This is a genomic window from Streptomyces sp. NPDC051677 (assembly GCF_044453465.1).
Taxonomy (GTDB): Bacteria; Actinomycetota; Actinomycetes; order Streptomycetales; family Streptomycetaceae; genus Streptomyces.
The window spans coordinates 1-19486 of record NZ_JBITCT010000038.1; the positions used below are offsets into that span (position 1 = coordinate 1).

Sequence of the window (19486 nt, forward strand, 5' to 3'; positions counted from 1 at the left end):
ACTCCGACGAGAAGCTCACCCGGCTCGCCAAGCAGGCCGTCGCCGACGGCTTCACCCAGATCAAGCTCAAGGTCGGCGCCGACCTCGACGACGACATCCGACGACTGCGCACCGCCCGCAAGGCCGTCGGCGACGGCATCCGCATCGCGATCGACGCCAACCAGCGGTGGAACGTGGACGAGGCGATCGAGTGGACCAAGGCGCTCGCCGAGTTCGACCCGTACTGGATCGAGGAGCCCACCAGCCCCGACGACATCCTCGGACACGCGACCGTACGCCGGGCGGTGGCACCCGTGAAGGTCGCCACCGGCGAGCACGTGCAGAACCGCATCGTCTTCAAGCAGCTCCTCCAGGCCGGCGCCCTCGACGTGCTCCAGATCGACGCGGCCCGGGTCGGCGGCGTCAACGAGAACCTCGCGATCCTGCTGCTCGCCGCCAAGTTCGGCGTGCCGGTGTGCCCACACGCCGGCGGAGTGGGGCTGTGCGAGCTGGTACAGCACCTGTCGATGTTCGACTACCTCGCGCTGTCCGGCACCACCGAGAACCGGGTCATCGAGTACGTCGACCACCTGCACCAGCACTTCACCGCACCCGTGGTGATCCGCGACGGTCACTACGCGGCACCGCTCGCCGCCGGATTCTCCGCCGCCATGCGGGAGGAGTCCCTCGCCGAGTTCCGCTACCCGGACGGAACCTTCTGGGTCGCCGACCGCGTCGGGCAGGGGGATGCGGCATGACCGATCTGTCAGGTCTCAGGGCCCTCGTCACCGGAGGCGCCGCCGGCATCGGGCTCGCCACAGCCCGTGCGCTGGCCGCACAGGGCGCGGCGGTCGCCGTGCTCGACCTCGAACCCGCCGGGGTACCCGAACCGCTCCTCGGCATCACGGCCGACGTCGGCGACGACGCCTCCGTACGCGCCGCGGTGGACACCGCGGCCACCCGGTTCGGCGGCATCGACATCCTCGTCAACAACGCGGGCATCGGCGCCGTCGGCACCGTCGAGGACAACCCCGACGAACAGTGGCGACGCGTCCTGGACGTCAACGTCCTCGGCATCGTCCGCACCACCCGGGCCGCCCTGCCCCATCTGCGCCGCTCCGCGCACGCGGCCGTCGTCAACACCTGCTCCATCGCGGCCACCGCGGGCCTGCCGCAGCGCGCCCTGTACTCGGCGAGCAAGGGCGCCGTTCTGTCGCTGACCCTGGCCATGGCCGCGGACCACGTCCGCGAGGGCATCCGCGTCAACTGCGTCAACCCCGGCACCGCCGACACCCCCTGGGTGACGCGGCTGCTGGACACCTCCGCCGACCCCGAGGCCGAACGCGCCGCCCTCAACGCCCGCCAACCCCTCGGCCGTCTCGTGAGCGCCGACGAGGTCGCCGCCGCCGTCGTCTACCTCGCGAGTCCCGCCGCGGCGTCCGTCACCGGCGCCGCGCTCGCGGTGGACGGCGGCATGCAGGGGCTGCGACTGCGCCCGGCGGCCCGGCCGTGACCGTGATGAGAACCATGACCCTGGGTGGCAGCACGGTCGGGGCCACCCAACTCGCGCTCGGCTGCGCCGGCCTCGGCAACCTCTACCAGCCGGTCACCGACGAGGCCGCCCTCGCCACCGTGGACGCGGCCTGGGACGCCGGAGTCCGCACCTTCGACACCGCACCCCACTACGGGCTCGGCCTGTCGGAGCGACGGCTCGGCGCCGCGCTGAGCGGCCGCCCACGGGACACGTACACCGTCTCCACCAAGGTCGGCCGGCTGCTCATGCCGAACCCGGCGGACGGCGCCGGCGACGACCTCGCGAACGGCTTCGCCGTCCCGGCCACCCACCACCGTGTCTGGGACTTCAGCGCCGACGGAGTGCTGCGCTCACTGGAGGCGAGCCTGGACCGCCTCGGCCTCGACCGGGTCGACATGGCTCTGCTGCACGACCCGGACGACCACGCCGAGCAGGCTCTGCGCGAGGCGTACCCGGCGCTGGAGCGGCTGCGCGCCGAAGGCGTGGTCGGGGCGATCGGCGTCGGCATGAACCAGTCCGCGCTGCCCGCCCGCTTCCTGCGCGAGACCGACATCGACGTGGTGCTGCTGGCGGGCCGCTACACCCTCCTGGATCAGGACGGACTCGGCGAAGTGCTGCCCGAGGCCGCGGCCCGCGGCAGGAGCGTCGTCATCGGCGGCGTCTTCAACTCCGGGCTGCTCACCGCCCCGCGCCCCGGCGCCGCGTACGACTACGCCCCCGCGCCCCGGCCTGTGCTCGACCGCGCGCTGCGCCTGCTGACGGTGACCGAACGCCACGGTGTTCCGCTGCGCGCCGCCGCTCTGCGTTTCCCCTTCGGTCACCCCGCGGTCGCGTGCGTGCTGACCGGGGCCCGTTCTCCCGAAGAGGTGCGCGACACCGTGGAGCAGTTGCGTCGCCCGATCCCGGACGCTCTGTGGGACGAGCTGCGCGCCGAAGGGCTGCTGGCCCCGGGCACCCCCCTCCCCCGCAAGCAGGGGGACCCTCAGCCGCGCGGATGAACGCCGTCCCGAAGCTGGTCGCCTCCCGCACCCTGACCCACGCCGACACGTCGGCGGTCACCGGGAGCCTGAGCGTCGTGGACCGGCTGATGGCCTCGGACCTGGTCGACGAGTACCGGCTGCTGACCTTCCCCACCGTCCTCGGCACGGGCCGGCGGCTCTTCCCGACCGACGGCCCCCGGGCGAGCTGGAGTGCCTGGCGGCCGAGCAGGCCGACACCGCCGTTTTCACCCGCAACCGGAGGGCCGCCCGTTTCATCGCCCTGTACGAGACGCCCGCCGCCCAGAGCGGACGACTGTCTCCACGGACGGTTGCAGCGGGGCGGCGGTCTTCGCCCGGACCTCCTCCTCGGTGACGCCCGGAGCGAGTGCCGTCAGGTGCAGGCCGTCACGGCTCACGTCGATGGTGGCGAGATCGGTGATGATGCGGTCGACCACGCCGGCGGCGGTCAGCGGCAGCGTGCAGTCGCCGACGATCTTCGGGCTTCCGTCCTTGGCGACGTGGTCGGTGAGCACCACGATGCGGCGGGCGCCGACCACGAGGTCCATGGCGCCGCCCATGCCCTTGACGAGGGCGCCGGGGATGGTCCAGTTCGCGAGGTCGCCCTTCGCGCTCACCTGCAGGGCTCCCAGGACGGCGATGTCGATGTGGCCTCCGCGGATCATGCCGAAGGACGTCGCGGAGTCGAAGTAGCTCGCGCCGGGGATGACGGTGACCGTCTGCTTGCCCGCGTTGATGACGTCGGCGTCCTCTTCGCCCTCCCAGGGGAACGGGCCGAGGCCGAGGATGCCGTTCTCGCTCTGCAGGGTCACCTGGACGCCGTCGGGAACGTGGTTGGCCACGAGGGTCGGAATGCCGATGCCGAGGTTCACATAGTCGCCGTCGTTGAGTTCGGCGGCCGCGATCGCGGCCATCTCGTCGCGTGTGCGGGGCACGATGCGTCGCTCCTATGCTTCGACGGTCACGCGGGAACGGACCGTGCGCTGTTCGATTTCCTTGGTCCGCTCGCGCGCGACCACCAGACGGTTCACGTAGACGCCGGGGGTGGTGACCGAGTCGGGGTCGATGAACTCCTCGGCGAGGTGCTCGGCCTCGGCGACGGTCACCCGGCCGCAGGTGGCGACGAGGGGGTTGAAGTTGCGTGCGGCGGCCCGGTACGTCAGGTTGCCCGCCCGGTCGGCGGTGTGGGCGTGCACGAGCGCGAGGTCGGCGACGATCGCGCGCTCCTGGACATGGACGTGTCCGTCGAACTCGGCGTGTGGCTTGCCCTCGGCGACGGGCGTGCCCACGCCGGCCCTGGTGTAGAAGGCCGGGATGCTTGCCCCGCCGGCGCGCATGCGCTCGGCGAGCGTGCCCTGCGGGGAGAACTCCACGTCGAGAGCCTTGTCCAGGTACTGCTGGGCGAACAGCTTGTTCTCGCCGACGTAGGAGGCGATCACCTTGGCCACCTGACGGTTCTCCAGCAGCAGACCGAGGCCCTTGCCGTCGACGCCCATGTTGTTGGACACGACCGTCAGCCCCGTGACCCCGCTGTCGCGTACGACCTCTATGAGGTCGTACGGGACGCCGCAGAGACCGAACCCGCCGACGGCGATGGTCATCCCATCGGTCAGCACGCCGGCCAAGGCTTCTTCCGCGATCGCGCGCAGCTTGCTCAACTCGTCCACCTCCCATCCGATGCGTTCACTGTCCGAGCGGCAGAGTCAACTCTCGCGCGCCTCTGACATGCAAGGACTGGCGCTCTTGACGGGGAAAACCGGTTGACGGGCGAGCGGGGACCTCGCACAGCGTTCACTGAGTGAACGTACGATGAGGGCATGGACGCGACCCCGGCAGCTCACCTCGTCGGCAGGATGGGCGCGCTGCTGCGCGCGCTGTCGACGCTCAACGAGGCCGGTGCGGGCACCGCCGAGCTGGCGAGAGCGACGAGCCTGCCGAGGCCGACCGTGCACCGACTGCTCGTCTCGTTGGCGCAGGAGGGTTTCGTCGACCGCGACCGACGCAGTGGGCGCTGGTTCCTCGGCCCCGAGCTGTATCTGCTCGGCGGGGTGGCCGGCATTCGCTACGACATCACCCGCCAGGCACGGGAGAGCGTGCACCGGCTCGCGGCGGCGACGGGAGAGAGCGCCTTCTTCTCGGCCCGGCGGGGCGACGAGACGGTGTGCCTGCTGCGCGAGGACGGCGACTTCCCGATCCGCTCCTTCGTGCTGTACGAGGGCGCGCGCTTCCCGCTCGGGGTCGTGTCGGCGGGCCTGGCGGTGCTGTCCTTCCTCGACGACGCCGAGATCGACTCCTATCTCGCCGACAGGGACCTGGTCGACCGGTGGGGTCCGACGCACGCGCCGGACGCGGTGCGCCAGCGGATCGCGCAGACCCGGATCGACGGCTACGCCGTGAACCCCGGACTCGTCGTGGAAGGCAGCTGGGGCATGGCCGCGGCTGTATTCGACCGTGCAGGGCAGCCCATGTGGGCGCTGACCGTGACGGGCGTGGAGACCAGGTTCCGCCCCGAGCGCAGACCGGAACTCGGCGCGCTCCTCCTGCGCGAGGCGCACGTGCTCGGCCGCACGCTGAACACCGGCGGGAAGGCCGGGCGCTGACCGCTGCACGGAGCGGACGCCGGAGGGTGACATCGCGCGGAACGCGCTCTCCTGCGGCCCCCGTGGGGCAGGTCCTGCAACCGTCGCCTACCGCACCAGGCAGGGGCGCTTGCTGTCGAACTTCCAGTCAGGGACGAGGTATTGCATGGTGACGGCATCGTCGCGCGCTCCCAACGCCTTCTCCCGGTAGCGGTCGTGGGCCGCGAGGAGCCGGTCCATGTCGAGCTGGACGCCGAGGCCCGGCGCGTCCGGGACGGCGATCTCACCGCCGACGATGCGCGGCGGGGCGGTGGTGAGCCGTTCCAGGCCCTCCTGCCAGATCCAGTGGGTGTCCAGGGCGTTGTACTCGCCCGGGGCCGCGGCGCCACAGTGGGTCACCATGGCCAGGGAGATGTCGAAGTGGTTGTTGGAGTGACAACCCCAGGTAAGGCCCAGAGCGTTGCACAGCTGCGCCACGCGCACAGAGCCCTGCATGGTCCAGAAGTGCGGGTCGGCCAGCGGGATGGAGACCGACTGGAGGGCCACGGCGTGGGCCATCTGGCGCCAGTCGGTGGCGATCATGTTGGTCGCGGTGGGAAGGCCGGTGGCGCGGCGGAACTCGGCGAGGATCTCCCGTCCGGAGTAGCCGCCCTCGGCTCCACAGGGGTCCTCGGCGTAGGCGAGCGTGCCGACGAGGGGACGGCACAGCTCGATCGCCTCGCGCAGGGACCACGCGCCGTTCGGGTCGAGGGTGATCCGGGCCTCGGGGAAGCGGTCCTTCAGCGCCCGCACGGCCTTGACCTCCTCGGCGCCCTCCAGGACACCGCCCTTGAGCTTGAAGTCCCGGAATCCGTAGAGGTCGTAGGTCGCCTCGGCCTGGCGGACGATCGCCTCCGGGGTCAGGGCCTCCTCGTGCCGGATGCGGTACCAGTCGACCGGGGAATCGGGTTGACGGGCGTACTCCAGGTCGGTGCGGTCCGGGTCGCCGACGTAGAAGAGGTAGCCCAACACCCTCACGGCGTCCCGCTGTTGGCCGTCGCCGAGGAGTGCCGCGACCGGCACGTCGAGGTGCTGGCCGAGGAGGTCGAGGAGCGCCGACTCCACGGCGGTGACGGTGTGGACGGTGGTCCGCAGGTCGAAGGTCTGGGCGCCCCGTCCCCCGGCGTCGCGGTCGGCGAATCGGTCCCCGATCTCGCGCAGGACGCGCTTGTAGTCGCCCACCTTCGCACCCAGGACGAGGGGTTCGGCGTCCCGCAGCGTCTGGGTGATCTTCTCGCCGCCGGGCACCTCCCCGAGTCCCGTGCGGCCCTCGGAGTCCTTGAGGACGACGACGTTGCGGGTGAAGTAGGGGCCGTGGGCGCCGGACAGGTTCAGCTCCATGCAGTCGCGGCCGGCGACGGGATAGACGGCGAACTCGGTGACGGTCGGCTGACTGCTCATGCTGGTCCAGGTCCCTTGCGTGATGGGGCAGTTGTGATGAATCAGTCCGGTTACAGGCTGAGTTACAAGCTGAGTTACAGGCTGAGGACGTCCAGGAACCACTCGACCACCAGGACGCCCCCCAGACCGAGGATCGCGAGCACCGTCGTGTAGGACGTACGGACCTTGATCGCTTCGGTGACGGAGAGGTTGAAGTACTCCTTGAACAACCAGAATCCCGGGTCGTTGACGTGGGAGAACGCGATGGAACCGCAGGCGACGGCGAGCACCATCATCTCCGGGTGGACTCCGCTGCCCGCCAGAAGGGGCAGCACCACGCCGGAGGCCGTGACGACGGCGACCGTCGCCGAGCCGAGCGCGATGCGCAGGATGACGGCGACGAGCCAGGCGAGGATGATCGGCGAGATGGACCAACTGTCCGTGGCGTCCTTGATGTAGTCGGAGATGCCGCCTTCGACGAGGACGTTCTTGAAGGCCCCGCCGGCGCCGATCACCAGCAGGATCATCGCCATCGCCTGGGCCGCCGAGGTGCAGGACGCGCCGACCTCCTCGAGGCTGCGGCCGATGCGCGGTCCGAACGCCCACACCGCCAGGCACAGGGTCAGCAGCAGCGCGACCGGGGCGGAGCCGAGGAAGGCGACGGTGTGCAGGAACGGGGTCTCGGCGGAGGTGGCCATGTCGGTCACGGCGGCGGCCACGATCAGCACGACGGGGAAGAGCGCCACGGACAGGGACCAGCCGAGGCCTGGCATCTCCTCCTCGGTGAACTCCCGCTCGGTGACCAGGCCCTTGGGGATGGACGGGTTCATCGCCCGGACGAACGGCAGGCGGGGCCAGACCAGGGCGATGAGAGCACCGGCGGGGATCGCGATGAACAGACCGTAGAACAGGGTGAGTCCGACGGAGGCGTGGAAGGTCGCGGCGACGGCGGTGGGGCCGGGGTGCGGCGGCAGGAAGCTGTGCATGGTGGACAGGGCGATGGACATCGGCAGACCGACCCACAGCAGCTTCGCCCCGGTGACCCTGACCAGGGTGAACGCTATCGGCACGATGATGATGAAGGCGACCTCGTAGAACATGGTCACGCCGATCAGCATGGACGTGACCACCATGGCGGCCTGGACCCCGCGCGGGCCGAAGGCGTCGAGGAGCTTGCCGGCGATCCGCTGCGCTGCGCCGGAGTCCCCCATGACGCGGCCGACCATGGCGCCGAGTCCGATGGTGAGCATGGTGTCGCCGATCTGACCCCCGATGCCCTCGGAGAGGACGTCCGGGATGGTCGCCACCGGGATGCCCCGGACCAGTGCGACGCCGACGGCCACGAGCAGGAGGGCCGCGAAGCCGTTGAGTTTGAGCCTGGTCATGAGCAGCAGCAGGATCAGGACACTGATCCCGACTACAAGCAGGGGCATGACAGTTCTCCCTTGAACTGTGGGGGCGGTGGGAGGCTCCTGAACTGTGGGGGCGGTGGGAGGCTCCGCCGACTCCGCGTCGCCGTACCGGCGCATGGGGGCGGCGAGGTGAAAGTCCGGCGGGCGGCGGCCCGGGGTCGGTCCGGGCCGCCCGGCTCCGTCAAGGGGATCGTCGTACGGCGCCGACCAGGCTCAGTCCGCGGTCGAGCACCTTCTCCAGGTCGGCGAGGTCGGTCGGGCCGGGGTCGGTGAGGGGGGCGCGCACCGGGCCGACCGGGAGACCGCGCAGCCGGGCCGCGGCCTTCACCAGGGAGACGGCGTAGCCCGGCACCCGGTCACGCAGTTCGACCAGCGGAACGTAGAACTCGCGCAGGAACGTGGTCACACTCGCGTCGTCCCCGTCCCGCAGAGCGGCGAAGAAGGCGTTCGCGATCTCCGGCGCGAAGGCGTGGACGGCCGACGAGTAGGCGGGGACACCGACGGTCGCGTAGGCGCGGGCCTGGATTTCGGCGGTCGCGGCGCCGTTGAAGAAGAGGAAGCCGTCGGGCGCGGCCAGCGTGAGGCGTTGGAGCCGGTCGAGGTCGCTGTGTCCGTCCTTCAGGCCGACGACGGTGGGGATCCGTGCGATCCGGCGCAGGCCGTCGGCGGTGAAGGCGACCTGGCCGCGCTGGTACGCGATGAGGGGCAGCCGGGTGCCGTCGGCGATCCGGCGCAACTGCTCCACCAGACCGCTCTGCGGGGCCCCGACCAGATAGTGGGGCAGCACCAGAGCGGCGTCGGCGCCGGCTTCCTCCGCGATACGGGCGAACCGCAGCGCCTGCGCCCAGCCGTAGCCGATGCCCGCCACCACCGGCAGCCGGCCGTCGGCGACCTCGACCGTCGTCCTCACCACCGCGCGGTACTCGTCCTCGTCCAGCGAGAAGAACTCTCCGGTCCCGCAGGCCGGGAAGACCGCCCCGGGTGCGGTGGCCAATCGGTCGGCCAGGTACGCCCGGTACCCGTCCAGATCCAGGCCGCCGTCGTCCCGGAAGCTCGTGAGGGGGAAGGACAGCACCCCGTCGGCCATAGCGTCACGGAGCCGCTGGGCGACCGCTGCGACGTCCGCGCTGACCCTTGTCATACACCCATCCCTGTATGCAGATACCGTCCATGTATGTAGATGGAGGCTAGGTCCGTGAACGAGATGGGTCAATGGGTGTGCAGCCACGGATTGACGCGGATCTACGATGGGCCCATGTCGGAGGGCAGAGGCGTCCGCGGGGTGAAGTCGGCGGCCAGGACCGTCGCGCTGCTGGAACTGCTTGCCGCCCGGGGAGAGCAGCCCTCGCGCCTGGACCAGCTCGCGGAGGACCTGGGCGTGCCGCGCAGCAGCATGTACCAGTTGCTCCAGACCCTCGTCGACTGCGGCTGGGTCCGCGCCGACGCCACCGGCTCCCTCTACGGCATCGGCATCCGCGCGCTGCTCACCGGCACCAGCTACCTCGACGGCGACCGGCGCATCCGCGCGGTCCGCCCCTATCTCGACGAGGCCTCGGACGCCCTCGGCGAGACGATCCACATGGCACGGCTCGACGGCCCGGACGTCGTCTACCTCGCGACCCGCGAGTCCCACGAGTACCTGCGCACGATCAGCCGGGTCGGCCGCCGCATCCCGGCCCATGCCGGCGCCCTCGGCAAAGCGCTGCTCGCCGAGCGCGCCGACGACGAACTACCCATCCCTGAGGGTCCGTTGACCGCCCTCACACCGAACACGCACACCGACCGTGCCGCACTGCTCGCCGACCTGGCCGAGGTACGCGAGCGCGGCTACTCCATCGACCGCGAAGAGACGGTGACCGGTATCGCCGGCTTCGCCTTCGCCCTGAGATACGACGCACCCGCCGCGGACGCCGTCAGCTGCTCGGTCCCGGTGGTCCGGCTGACCCCGGACCACGAGGTCCGCATCGTCTCCGTGATGCGGGAGATACGAGCGAAGATCGAGACTCACGCACCGCCGGCCTCAGGCGCACCCGACTGGCGCTGAGGCCAAGTTCCAGGTGGCAGTTGCCCCTGGACGGCGCCTTTCACGGCGCCGCCGGCGGTCATGCGCGAATCGCGCTCCTCCGCCGGCGGCGCAGGGGTTCAGCCCTCCGTGCGGACGGGAAGCCGCCATCCCGGGCGCGGGAAGTGGCAGGTGTAGCCGTCGGGGTAACGCTCCAGGTAGTCCTGGTGCTCGGGCTCGGCCTCCCAGAACGGTCCCACCGGCTCTACCTCGGTGACGACCTTGCCCGGCCACAGACCGGAGGCGTCCACGTCCGCGATGGTGTCCTCGGCGATCCGCTGCTGCTCGTCGTCCACGTAGTAGATCGCCGAGCGGTAGCTGAGGCCGATGTCGTTGCCCTGGCGGTTCTTGGTGCTCGGGTCGTGAATCTGGAAGAAGAGCTCCAGGATCGTGCGGAAGTCGGTCTTCTCGGGATCGAAGAGGATCTCGATGGCCTCCGCATGGGTGCCGTGGTTACGGTACGTCGCGTTCGCCACGTCACCCCCGGTGTATCCGACCCGGGTCGCCGTCACGCCCGGGAGCCGGCGGATCAAGTCCTGCATCCCCCAGAAGCATCCGCCCGCAAGCACGGCTCGCTGCGTCTGCGCCGCCATGTCGGCTCCTTCCCTGTCCGTCGCCTAGGCCCTCTGCGCTGCTCACTCGCACACCGTCGGCGTCTCTGTCTTTGTGGCTACAACAGCACATGAGCGGCCTGAACAATTCCGCGCCCCCCACACCGGGCGCTGTCGGCTACTGCTCGCCCAGACCGGTGGCGCGTTGATCCACCTCCACGGGCGGGCGCCCGGCACCGGTGAAACGTGTGGGCCGGAAGGCCCGGAGGAGGTGCTGCTCCTGATCGGTCGTGATCTCGGCCGCGACCAGGCGGCCCAGGATCGGCGCCAAGGTGACCCCGCTGTGCGAGACGAGGCAGTAGACGCGGGACTGCGCGCAGGCATAGCCGGCGATGGTGTGGCCGTCCGCGGGCAGTGACCGGAATCCGACACGCAGGTCGATCGTCGGCGCCCGGCTCGGGTCGGGCAGCAGTGCGCAGAACCGCCGGGCGAGGGTGCGCGCCATCTCCCCGTCCGCGGACGGCGGGTCCTCGGGATCGACGTCGGCGTTCAGATCGAGGGCCTGCAGGACGGCACGCCCTCCGGTCGCGGGGCGGACATTGAGGCCGGGGCTGTGGATCACACAGCGCAGGTCGACCTCCGGCGACGTGGCGTACCCGAGCAGACCGACGGTCGAGGCTCCGCGGCCGACATCCGTCACCATGGGAACGTCGATCCCGGCCCGTGCGGCGAGCTGTCGTGTCCAGCGACCGGCCGCCAGGACGACTCGGTCGCCCCTGCAGACCTCGCCTCCGGCCAGGGTGACGGACACCCCGTCAGGCCTGTCGTCGATGGCCACGGCCTCGCCGATCGCGAACTCGGCTCCGTGCTGCGTGGCATCCGCCAGTAAGCGGTCCACGAGGAGATCCGGCAGAACGTATCCCTCGCTGGGGAAGTGGGCGATGGCCGTGATGGTCGCCGGGATCCGGAGGTCGCCCGCGATCCGCGTCGCCTCGTCGGGCGTGACCCAGTGGACGGGGTAGTCCAGCGTCCGCAGTCGTGCCACGTTGTCGGCGAGCCACTGCTCGCTCGCGGCGTCCGCCCACTGCAGCGCCCCGCTGGCGAAGTACGACGGCGCGCCGCGCAGTTGCCCGGCCAGCCTGGCGTGCTCCTCCATCCCTGCGAGGTTCAGCCGGTGGTAGTCGGGGTCGGGCTTCCGGCTGGAGTTGGTCCAGGCGAAGGTGGTCGCGGTCGTGCCGGCGCCGGCTCCCGACCGATCGAGCAGAAGAACGTCTTCGCCGGCGAGGGCGAGTTGCCTAGCGACGCTCAGGCCCAGCACACCGGCACCGATGACGATGACCTTCACTGTGCACACATCCTTTCTGGCAGCGGCAGCGACAACGCTGTTCACATGGCCGGGACGGGGAGCTCCAGGAAGAACTCGGCGGTTCCCGGGCGGACGAGGGTCGTGACCACCTCGACGGTGCCTCCGTCGTCGGCGTGCAGTTCCCTGCGCCTCATCAACGCGGGTGTTCCGACCTCGCTGTGCAGCAAGGCGGCGTCGTGCTCATCGAGGCTCACCGGGTCGAGGTAGACCCGGATCGCGTCGATCGGTACTCCTCTGCGCTGGAGATACCGGAGGGTGACGAGGTCTTCGAGGTCCTCGTTCAGCAGGTCGGGGGCGACCGCGAAGAGAACGACGTGCCGCTCGACGGACTGCGGCTCCTCGCGTACGTCGAGCTTGCGGCGGACCAGTTCCACCACGGCCGTGTCGGCCGAGGCGCCGGGGAGCGTCAGGACGGCGTCGGCGGCCCTGACGATCCGCGCGGAAACGACTTCGTGTCTGCCCGGCACGCCCTTCGCGGCTGCTGCGGGGGTGACGAAGTTGAGCAGATTGATCTGCCGCCGCACGTCCGCGACGAACGTTCCATGGCGTCGCCGGCGGATCGCCAGTCCCGCCTCGGCCAGGTCGTTGAGGACCCGTTGGGCTGTGGCACGGCTGACGCCGTACTGGGCGGAGAGGTCCTTCTCGGTGGGCAGCCGCGCGCCGGGGGGCAGGCCCCCGGCCCGGATCTTCGCTTCGATCTCTCGCCTGATCTGTACGTAAAGCGGCACGGTCACGATTCGACCGTACATTCGACCAATTGACCGGTCAATAGCCCTCGCATCAGAACCGAGGGCGGCCACAAAGTGCCGGACACATCACGAAGGGGGAGAATTGCCTCATTCTGGGCACGCGCTATCGGTGTCCCCGCCGACCATGAGAAGGCAGATCGGACCATGTCGAAGAAACCACGTTCGTCCGAGCCACCGCACGGAAAGGGACCCAGCCGTCACCAGGGCGCCGGACAGCACGGCTGGTCGCCCGATGTGGACGAGACGCGCCAGCAGGACAACCCGAGCGCCGGGCGTTCCTTCCGTGCCGAGGAGGCCGGCGAAAGAGGCCGGGGCCGGACGAAGTCACCCCAGGAGACGAAGTCCGTTCCCGGGGACACGGCCAAGAGCGGCGCGGCAAGCGGCGAGGAGTACGGCGGCGCGGACGAGAAGGGCAGGCGGGACACCGGACGCAGAGGCCGCTCCCAGCGCCCCAGCGGCGCCAAGGACGCTTCCGCCACGACCGGTGTGGATCCGCAGGACCCGTAACCGCCCCGGTCAGCAGATCCGAGGCAGTTGCTCTCCGATCGGCAGATCGACGACCCGCGTTCCCCCCAGGCCGGTGCGAGCCACCACCATGCCGGGATGCGCCTCGACGGCCTCACCGATGATCACGGCGTCCGCGCCCAGAGGGTGGGCTCGCATCGCCGACAGGACGGCGTCGGCGTGTTCGCGCGGGACGAAGGCGACCAGCTTGCCCTCGTTGGCGATGTACATGGGGTCCAGCCCGAGAATGGCGCAGGCGTTGGCCACGGCCGGCGGGACGGGGACGTCGCGTTCCCGGATGACCACGCCGGCGCCGGAGGCCTGCGCGATCTCGTTGAGCGCGGCAGCCAGGCCGCCTCGGGTGGGGTCACGCAGCACGTGCAGATCAGGGGTGACGTCGAGCATGGCGTCGACCAGGCCGCCGAGCGCTGCGCAGTCGCTCTTGATCTCCACTCCGAACTCCAGGCCCTCGCGCACGCTCATGACCGCCACCCCGTGGACGCCGATGGCGCCGCTGACGATCACCGCATCGCCGGGGACGACCCGCTGAGGGCGCAGATCGACGCCCTCCGGGACGAGACCGACGCCCGCCGTGTTGATGAAGATCCCGTCGCCGTGGCCGGCCTCCACCACCTTGGTGTCGCCGGTGGCCACCTCCACCCCGGCGGTGCGCGCGGCCGCGCCCAGCGCCTGGGACACTCGCGTGACCGTGTCCAGCTCGACACCCTCCTCCAGGATGAATCCACAGGAGAGGTAGGCGGCCCGGGCGCCGCTCATGGCGAGGTCGTTGACGGTGCCGTTGACCGCCAGGTCCCCGATGCTGCCGCCGGGGAAGAACAGCGGCCGGACCACATAGGAGTCGGTGGAGAACGCCAGCCGGGCACCGCCCAGGGAGAGGACGGCGGCATCGCCGAGCTGGGCGAGCACCTCGCCCCCGAAGGCGGGCGCGAAGATCTGCTGGACCAGTTCGGCGGAGAGGACTCCACCGCCGCCGTGGCCCATGACGACCCGGGGCCGGTCGCGCAGGGGCGCCGGGCAGGTCCACCCCTCGACGTCGAGGGCGGGGAGACCGGTGGTGTCAGACAACGGGGCTCGCCTCCCGGACCGTCGTGGTGATGGGCGTGTCCAGCCGCCGGTAGAGGTAGTAGGCCGCGCAGGCGCCCTCGCTGGAGACCATCGTGGCTCCCAGGGGCGTGCGCGGGGTGCACAGGGTGCCGAAGGCCTCGCACTCGTGCGGCTTGAGCAGCCCCTGCAGGACCTCTCCGCTGCGGCACTCGGCCGGTTCGGCGGTCTGGATCCCGCTGACCGAGAAGCGGTGCTCGGCGTCGTGGTCGCGGTACTTCGGCGACAGCCGCCAGCCGCTGTCGGGGATCACCCCGATGCCGCGCCAGGCACGGTCGGTGACCTCGAAGACGTCCTCCAGCATGGCCCGGGCGGCCGGGTTGCCCTCCGGTCGGACGGCACGGGCGTAGGCGTTGTCGACGGTGTGCTCACCGCGTTCCAGCTGGCGGACGGCCCGGCGCACGCCTTCGAGGATGTCCAGCGGCTCGAAGCCCGTCACGACGATCGGCACCCGGAAGCGCTCCGCCAGTTCCGGGTACTCCCCCACGCCCATCACGCTGCAGACGTGGCCGGCCGCGAGGAAGCCCTGCACGCGGCAGCTCGGCGAGGACATGATCGCCTCGATGGCCGGCGGGACACGGACGTGGGACACCAGCATGCTGAAGTTCGGGATGCCCAGCTTCCGGGCCTGATGGACCGTCATGGCGTTGGGGGGCGCCGTCGTCTCGAAGCCGATGCCGAAGAACACCACCTCGCGGTCCGGGTTCTGCCGCGCGATCCGCAGGGCGTCGAGCGGCGAGTAGACGACGCGCACGTCCCCGCCTTCCCCGCGGACCTGGAACAGGTCCCGCCCGGTGCCCGGCACGCGCAGCATGTCGCCGAAGGAGCAGAAGATGACCTCCGGTCGGGAGGCGATCTCCAGCGCCTTGTCGATGACCTCCAGCGGGGTCACGCACACCGGACAGCCGGGTCCGTGGATCAACTCGACCTGATCGGGCAGGAGTTGGTCGATGCCGTGGCGGATGATGCTGTGCGTCTGCCCGCCGCACACCTCCATCAGGGCCCACGGCCTGGTGACCGTGGCATGGATGTCGTCGAGGAGCCGACGGGCCAGCTCCGGGTCCTGGAACTCGTCGATGTACTTCACTGGTTGCGCACCTCTTCCATCGGGTCCGACCCCGCCTCCGCCGCCGCCATCTCCCAGGCGTCACCGAACTCCTCCTGCAACATGCCGAGTTCGGCGAAGAGTTCGAGCGTGTGCCGCGCCGACTCCTCGTCCAGCCGTTGCAGGGCGAACCCGACGTGGACGATGGCGTACTCGCCGACCTGAAGGTCGGGCAGGTACTCCAGGCACACCTCCTTGACCACGCCGCCGAAGTCGACGGTGGCCATCCGGGCGCCGTCCCGCTCCTCGATGTCCAGCACTCTGCCGGGTACCGCCAGGCACATGAGCCTCTCCTCGCTGTCGGTCGCGTGTCTGCTCAGTCGGTGGGGGTGGCGCGGGCGGCCACCATCAGCTGACCCAGCGCCAGGCCGCCGTCGCCCGGCGGCACCAGTCGGTGCCGCAGGACCGTGAAGCCGTCCTCGCGCAGGGCGGCCGCACAGGCCGAGGACAGCAGGGTGTTCGCGAACACCCCGCCCGTGAGGGCGACCGTGTCCAGCCCGTGCCGTTCTCGCGCCCGCACGCAGACGCGGTGCACCAGGCCGGTCACGCCCCGGTGGAAGCGGGCCGCGACGACGCCCGGCGCGACGCCCGCGCGCAGGTCGCCGACGATCGCCGCGAGCACGGGCGCCGGATCGGCCCGTAGGGCGCCGCCCCCGTTCTCCTCCGCCGGGTGGAGGGCGAAGGCGTACGCCGTGGTGTCCTCGGCGGGCGCGTGCAGGGCCGCGCCCTCCAGCTCGACGGCGGCCTGTGCCTCGTATCCGGCGCGGTGGCACACCCCGGCGAGAGAGGACACGGCGTCGAAGAGCCGGCCCATGCTGGACGTGGGCACACAGTTCAGGCCGCGCTCCAACTGCTGTGCCAGGAGGCGGAGTTCGTCGGGTGGGCAGGCGGTCGTACAGGCGAGGTCGTCGGACCAGTCGATCCCGGCGGCCCGCAGATGGGCCAGCGCCATGCGGTACGGCCGGCGCACCGCGGCGTCGCCACCGGGCAGCGGCACGTACGCGAGGCGCCCGAAGCGGGTGAAGCGGTCGTAGTCCGCGAGCAGGAACTCCCCGCCCCACACGGCGCCGTCGTCGCCGTGGCCGGTGCCGTCGAAGGCGACGCCGATCACCGTCCGGGCGCCGTCCAGGCCGTGCTCGGCCATCGCGGCTGCGACGTGCGCGTGATGGTGCTGGACGCGCGCGACGGGCCGGCCGGCCGCGTTCCGGTCGGCCCAGCTGCCCGAGCGGTAGCCGGGATGCCGGTCGCGGACCAGGGCCTGGGGCCGCACCCCCGTGATCGTCTCCAGCTGCGCCGCCGCCCGTTCGAAGGCCCGCTGCGTGCCGACGTCGTCCATGTCGCCGATGTGCGCCGACAGCCAGGCGCGGCGGCCCGCCCCCAGGCAGAAGGCGTTCTTCAGGTCTCCGCCGACGGCGAGGACCGGCCGCACGGGCAGCGGGAGGGGGACCGGCAGCGGGGCGTAGCCGCGCGAGCGACGGAGCACCAGCGGCTCCCCGTCGCAGACGCGGGCCACGGAGTCGTCGCACGGAACATGGATCGGCCGGTCGTGCGTGAGCCAGGCGTCGGCCAGGTGCGCAAGCCGCTCCAGCGCCTCGGTGTCGTCGGTGACGATCGGCTCACCGGACACGTTGCCGCTGGTCATGACGAGCAGCCGGGGGCCGTCCGGGTCGCCGGGCAAGCCGAGCAGCAGATGGTGCAGGGGCGTGTACGGCAGCATCACGCCGAGGTCGGGACTGCCGGGCGCGACGGCCTCGGCGGGCCGGGGGTCCGCGGAGGCGTACGACGGGTGCGGCCGTCTCCTCAGGAGGACGACCGGCCTGGCCCGGTCTTCGAGCAGGCTCTGCTCCGCGGGGCTCAGCCGGACGAGGTGACGGACGTCGTCGGCGGTCCTGGCCATGACGGCGAACGGCTTGTCCCCGCGCGCCTTCCGGCGGCGCAGGAGGCCGACCGCCGCCTGGTTCGTGGCATCGCAGGCCAGGTGGTAGCCGCCCAGACCCTTCACGGCGAGGATCGCGCCCCGCGCCAGCAGGGCGCGGGCCTCGGTGACCGGGTCCGCACCGTCGACACTCCTGACGCCTGTCTCCTGGGCGACGAGCAGCCGCAGGCGCGGCCCGCAGGCCGGGCAGGCGACCGGCTGCGCGTGGAAGCGGCGGTCGGCGGGATCCGCGTACTCCCGGGCGCAGTCGGGACACATCGCGAAGCCGGCCATGGTGGTGTTGGCCCGGTCGTACGGCACGCCGGTGACGATCGTGAAGCGGGGGCCGCAGTGGGTGCAGTTGACGAAGGGGTGGCGGTATCGCCGGTCGGCCGGGTCGGCCAGCTCGGCGAGGCAGTCGGCGCAGGTGGCGCAGTCCGGGGAGACCAGGGTGCGGGCCGGGCCGTCGGTGCGGGACGTGAGGATGGTGAACCCGGTGCCGCCGACGGGCGGCATCTCCTGGTGGCGGACGGAGTCGACGCGGGCCAGCGGGGGCGCCTGGGCGGCGATCCGGTCGCAGAACAGGGCGACGGCCGAGGCGGTTCCCTCGATCTCCACGACGACGCCCTCGGGGGTGTTGGTCACGTGCCCGGCCAGGGCGAGTCCGGTGGCCAGACCGTACAGGTAGGGCCGGAAGCCCACGCCCTGCACCACTCCTCGAACGGTGACCCGGCGGCGCAGCGGGGTGTTCTCGGCGACGGCCGCCGGGGCCTGCGGACCGCTCACGGGTGCGTGTGGGCCATCGTGCCGGCGGCCTCGGTGTGCGCGTGGGTGTGACCGTGGTGCTGGGGCGGCCGGGCCATGACCGGCGAGTGGACGGGTGCGCCGTCAGCGGCGGCCAGCGCCCGGTCGAGCAGCGCGCCGACTCCCCGCCCCCGGCGTGCCGAGGTCAGCACCACCTCGACTCCGGGGTTGACCTGCTCCACGTTCGCGCGGAACGTGTCCTCGTCGAACTCGACGGCCTCGGCGATGTCGGTCTTGGTGACCACGACCAGGTGGGCGAGACCGAAGGCGGTGGGGTACTTGAGCGGCTTGTCCTCGCCCTCCGTCACGGAGGCGAGGGTGACCCTCAGTGTCTCCCCCAGGTCGTAGGAGGCCGGGCAGACCAGGTTGCCGACGTTCTCCACGAACAGCAGCCGGGTGTCGTCGGGCAGCCATCCGTCCAGGTGCGCGGCGAGCATCCCCGCTTCCAGGTGGCACAGTCCGTCGGTGAGCACCTGCTTGACCGGGACCCCGGAACGCGCCAGGCGTGCCGCGTCGTTCTCGGTGGCGAGATCGGCGCTCAGCGCCGCCACGGGGACGGCCCGCTCCCGTGCCCGCAGCAGTTCGCCCTCCAGCAGCGCGGTCTTGCCGCTGCCGGGGCTGGACAGCAGGTTGACGACCGCGGTGCCCCGGGCAGCGAGGCGAGCGCGCAGTTCGTGGGCGCTCCCGTCGTTCTTCGCGAGTACGGCCTGCCGCAGGTCGACGACACGGCACATGGTTCAGCGCTCCTCGGAGATCGGTTCGCGGGTGGGCGGGTGCGGGGGGCCGCCGTCCTCCCAGTGCACGTCGAGGATCTGCAGTTCCCGGCCCGCGAGCAGGTCGGTACGCGTCCCGCCGCAGCCGGGGCAGGTCAGCCGCGGCGGCATGCCGACGGCCCAGTCGTGCGCACAGGGCGTGCAGCGGGCCCGCCCAGGCACCGCCTCGGTGACCAGTTCGGCGCCTTCCAGCAGGGTTCCGGCGCAGGCCAGTTCGAAGCAGAAGGCGAGTGCATCGGGTACGACGCCGGCCAGTTCGCCGACCTGGAGCCGTACCGAGCGCACCGCCGTGACACCGCCGGCCCGCGTGGCGGCCTCTGCCACCTGGTCTACGACGGCCAGCGCGACGGACATCTCGTGCACGGGTCACCGTCCCTCCGCAGCCGGTCTTCGGTCGGCCTTCATTAGAGGCGTGCGTGCCGGGCCGCCGGGCCCGGCACGCCGTCACCGGCGTCGGAGGTACGCCGTTCGACGCAACCGCACGGCACACGGGTGGCGCGCACGGTCACATCCGGCGGATCCGCAGGTAGCGCCGGAGGTCGGGAAACAACTCGGCGACGACGGCGACCATGGCGGCCAGAGCCGCTCCGCAGACGACGATCTTCTTCACGCGT

The 19486-nt window shown here is 71.5% G+C and carries 21 protein-coding genes; 6 read left to right on the top strand and 15 right to left on the bottom strand.

Annotated elements, in window-relative coordinates; translation table 11 throughout:
- From ACIBAF_RS34545 to ACIBAF_RS34555, 3 genes are all read left to right on the top strand, one after another.
- A partial coding sequence (locus ACIBAF_RS34545) for an enolase C-terminal domain-like protein (protein WP_399468155.1) occupies positions 1–737 on the top strand: 737 nt, incomplete at its 5' end.
- The gene (locus ACIBAF_RS34550) at positions 734–1492 is read left to right on the top strand and encodes an SDR family NAD(P)-dependent oxidoreductase (protein ID WP_399468156.1); all 759 of its coding nucleotides are present in this window, start codon (positions 734–736) and stop codon (positions 1490–1492) included. The genes ACIBAF_RS34545 and ACIBAF_RS34550, both read left to right, overlap by 4 nt.
- A 5-nt stretch (positions 1493–1497) precedes the next feature.
- Positions 1498–2511 (top strand): aldo/keto reductase, encoded by a 1014-nt coding sequence (locus ACIBAF_RS34555; protein WP_399468157.1) that lies wholly within the window; start codon positions 1498–1500, stop codon positions 2509–2511.
- A 254-nt stretch (positions 2512–2765) separates the two neighbouring features.
- Here ACIBAF_RS34555 and ACIBAF_RS34560 read toward each other — a convergent pair whose 3' ends face one another.
- Together ACIBAF_RS34560 and ACIBAF_RS34565 are read right to left on the bottom strand one after the other, a co-directional pair.
- Complete coding sequence (locus tag ACIBAF_RS34560; protein ID WP_399468267.1) at positions 2766–3425, bottom strand: 3-oxoacid CoA-transferase subunit B; 660 nt, start codon at positions 3423–3425, stop codon at positions 2766–2768.
- Positions 3426–3458: 33 nt separating this feature from the next.
- Positions 3459–4169: a CoA transferase subunit A gene (locus ACIBAF_RS34565; RefSeq protein ID WP_399468158.1), complete on the bottom strand. Its 711-nt coding sequence runs from the start codon at positions 4167–4169 to the stop codon at positions 3459–3461.
- A gap of 159 nt (positions 4170–4328) precedes the next feature.
- Here ACIBAF_RS34565 and ACIBAF_RS34570 point away from each other — a divergent pair, with 159 nt between their 5' ends.
- Entirely contained in the window at positions 4329–5111 is a 783-nt protein-coding gene (locus ACIBAF_RS34570; protein ID WP_399468159.1) for an IclR family transcriptional regulator, read from the top strand.
- 87 nt (positions 5112–5198) lie between these two features.
- Here ACIBAF_RS34570 and ACIBAF_RS34575 read toward each other — a convergent pair whose 3' ends face one another.
- The 3 genes from ACIBAF_RS34575 to ACIBAF_RS34585 form a co-directional block, all read right to left on the bottom strand.
- A complete protein-coding gene (locus tag ACIBAF_RS34575; RefSeq protein WP_399468160.1) occupies positions 5199–6530 on the bottom strand; it encodes an enolase C-terminal domain-like protein in 1332 nt (443 codons plus the stop codon).
- Positions 6531–6604: 74 nt separating this feature from the next.
- Positions 6605–7942 carry a gluconate:H+ symporter gene (locus ACIBAF_RS34580; protein ID WP_399468161.1) on the bottom strand — a complete coding sequence of 446 codons (1338 nt, stop codon included), beginning with the start codon at positions 7940–7942 and terminating at the stop codon, positions 6605–6607.
- Positions 7943–8102: 160 nt separating this feature from the next.
- Complete coding sequence (locus ACIBAF_RS34585; protein WP_399468162.1) at positions 8103–9062, bottom strand: 5-dehydro-4-deoxyglucarate dehydratase; 960 nt, start codon at positions 9060–9062, stop codon at positions 8103–8105.
- A gap of 114 nt (positions 9063–9176) precedes the next feature.
- Here ACIBAF_RS34585 and ACIBAF_RS34590 point away from each other — a divergent pair, with 114 nt between their 5' ends.
- Complete coding sequence (locus ACIBAF_RS34590) at positions 9177–9965, top strand: IclR family transcriptional regulator (protein ID WP_399468163.1); 789 nt, start codon at positions 9177–9179, stop codon at positions 9963–9965.
- Between the two features lie 98 nt (positions 9966–10063).
- Here the strand turns inward: ACIBAF_RS34590 and msrA are convergent, their stop codons facing one another.
- From msrA to ACIBAF_RS34605, 3 genes are all read right to left on the bottom strand, one after another.
- The gene (gene msrA / locus ACIBAF_RS34595) at positions 10064–10576 is read right to left on the bottom strand and encodes a peptide-methionine (S)-S-oxide reductase MsrA (RefSeq protein ID WP_399468164.1); all 513 of its coding nucleotides are present in this window, start codon (positions 10574–10576) and stop codon (positions 10064–10066) included.
- A 136-nt stretch (positions 10577–10712) separates the two neighbouring features.
- Positions 10713–11879, bottom strand: coding sequence for an NAD(P)/FAD-dependent oxidoreductase (locus tag ACIBAF_RS34600; protein WP_399468165.1), 1167 nt, complete (start codon positions 11877–11879; stop codon positions 10713–10715).
- Between the two features lie 41 nt (positions 11880–11920).
- Positions 11921–12634, bottom strand: coding sequence for a GntR family transcriptional regulator (locus ACIBAF_RS34605; protein WP_399468166.1), 714 nt, complete (start codon positions 12632–12634; stop codon positions 11921–11923).
- A gap of 159 nt (positions 12635–12793) precedes the next feature.
- On the opposite strand from ACIBAF_RS34605, the gene ACIBAF_RS34610 reads away from it, so the two are divergent.
- Complete coding sequence (locus tag ACIBAF_RS34610) at positions 12794–13156, top strand: hypothetical protein (protein WP_399468167.1); 363 nt, start codon at positions 12794–12796, stop codon at positions 13154–13156.
- Positions 13157–13165: 9 nt separating this feature from the next.
- Here the strand turns inward: ACIBAF_RS34610 and hypE are convergent, their stop codons facing one another.
- From hypE to ACIBAF_RS34645, 7 genes are all read right to left on the bottom strand, one after another.
- Complete coding sequence (gene hypE, locus ACIBAF_RS34615; protein ID WP_399468168.1) at positions 13166–14239, bottom strand: hydrogenase expression/formation protein HypE; 1074 nt, start codon at positions 14237–14239, stop codon at positions 13166–13168.
- Positions 14232–15362: a hydrogenase formation protein HypD gene (hypD, locus tag ACIBAF_RS34620; protein WP_399468169.1), complete on the bottom strand. Its 1131-nt coding sequence runs from the start codon at positions 15360–15362 to the stop codon at positions 14232–14234. The genes hypE and hypD overlap by 8 nt, the downstream gene beginning before the upstream one ends.
- Entirely contained in the window at positions 15359–15664 is a 306-nt protein-coding gene (locus tag ACIBAF_RS34625) for a HypC/HybG/HupF family hydrogenase formation chaperone (RefSeq protein ID WP_399468170.1), read from the bottom strand. Before ACIBAF_RS34625 ends, hypD begins: the two co-directional genes overlap by 4 nt.
- Positions 15665–15696: 32 nt before the next feature.
- Positions 15697–18081 (bottom strand): carbamoyltransferase HypF, encoded by a 2385-nt coding sequence (hypF, locus tag ACIBAF_RS34630; RefSeq protein WP_399468171.1) that lies wholly within the window; start codon positions 18079–18081, stop codon positions 15697–15699.
- Positions 18078–18833, bottom strand: coding sequence for a hydrogenase nickel incorporation protein HypB (gene hypB, locus ACIBAF_RS34635; protein WP_399468172.1), 756 nt, complete (start codon positions 18831–18833; stop codon positions 18078–18080). The genes hypF and hypB overlap by 4 nt, the downstream gene beginning before the upstream one ends.
- 3 nt (positions 18834–18836) lie before the next feature.
- Positions 18837–19235 carry a hydrogenase maturation nickel metallochaperone HypA gene (locus ACIBAF_RS34640; protein ID WP_399468173.1) on the bottom strand — a complete coding sequence of 133 codons (399 nt, stop codon included), beginning with the start codon at positions 19233–19235 and terminating at the stop codon, positions 18837–18839.
- A 142-nt stretch (positions 19236–19377) separates the two neighbouring features.
- Complete coding sequence (locus tag ACIBAF_RS34645) at positions 19378–19482, bottom strand: DUF6893 family small protein (RefSeq protein ID WP_399468174.1); 105 nt, start codon at positions 19480–19482, stop codon at positions 19378–19380.
- Between the last annotated feature and the right edge of the window lie 4 nt (positions 19483–19486).

Bases quoted from the DNA above. Each gene is read 5' to 3' on its own strand.
- ACIBAF_RS34550 (WP_399468156.1), top strand. From the start codon at position 734: ATGACCGATCTGTCAGGTCTCAGGGCCCTCGTCACCGGAGGCGCCGCC.
- ACIBAF_RS34555 (WP_399468157.1), top strand. From the start codon at position 1,498: ATGAGAACCATGACCCTGGGTGGCAGCACGGTCGGGGCCACCCAACTC.
- ACIBAF_RS34560 (WP_399468267.1), bottom strand. From the start codon at position 3,425: ATGGCCGCGATCGCGGCCGCCGAACTCAACGACGGCGACTATGTGAAC.
- ACIBAF_RS34570 (WP_399468159.1), top strand. From the start codon at position 4,329: ATGGACGCGACCCCGGCAGCTCACCTCGTCGGCAGGATGGGCGCGCTG.
- ACIBAF_RS34575 (WP_399468160.1), bottom strand. From the start codon at position 6,530: ATGAGCAGTCAGCCGACCGTCACCGAGTTCGCCGTCTATCCCGTCGCC.
- ACIBAF_RS34580 (WP_399468161.1), bottom strand. From the start codon at position 7,942: ATGCCCCTGCTTGTAGTCGGGATCAGTGTCCTGATCCTGCTGCTGCTC.
- ACIBAF_RS34585 (WP_399468162.1), bottom strand. From the start codon at position 9,062: ATGACAAGGGTCAGCGCGGACGTCGCAGCGGTCGCCCAGCGGCTCCGT.
- ACIBAF_RS34590 (WP_399468163.1), top strand. From the start codon at position 9,177: ATGTCGGAGGGCAGAGGCGTCCGCGGGGTGAAGTCGGCGGCCAGGACC.
- msrA (WP_399468164.1), bottom strand. From the start codon at position 10,576: ATGGCGGCGCAGACGCAGCGAGCCGTGCTTGCGGGCGGATGCTTCTGG.
- ACIBAF_RS34610 (WP_399468167.1), top strand. From the start codon at position 12,794: ATGTCGAAGAAACCACGTTCGTCCGAGCCACCGCACGGAAAGGGACCC.
- ACIBAF_RS34625 (WP_399468170.1), bottom strand. From the start codon at position 15,664: ATGTGCCTGGCGGTACCCGGCAGAGTGCTGGACATCGAGGAGCGGGAC.
- hypB (WP_399468172.1), bottom strand. From the start codon at position 18,833: ATGTGCCGTGTCGTCGACCTGCGGCAGGCCGTACTCGCGAAGAACGAC.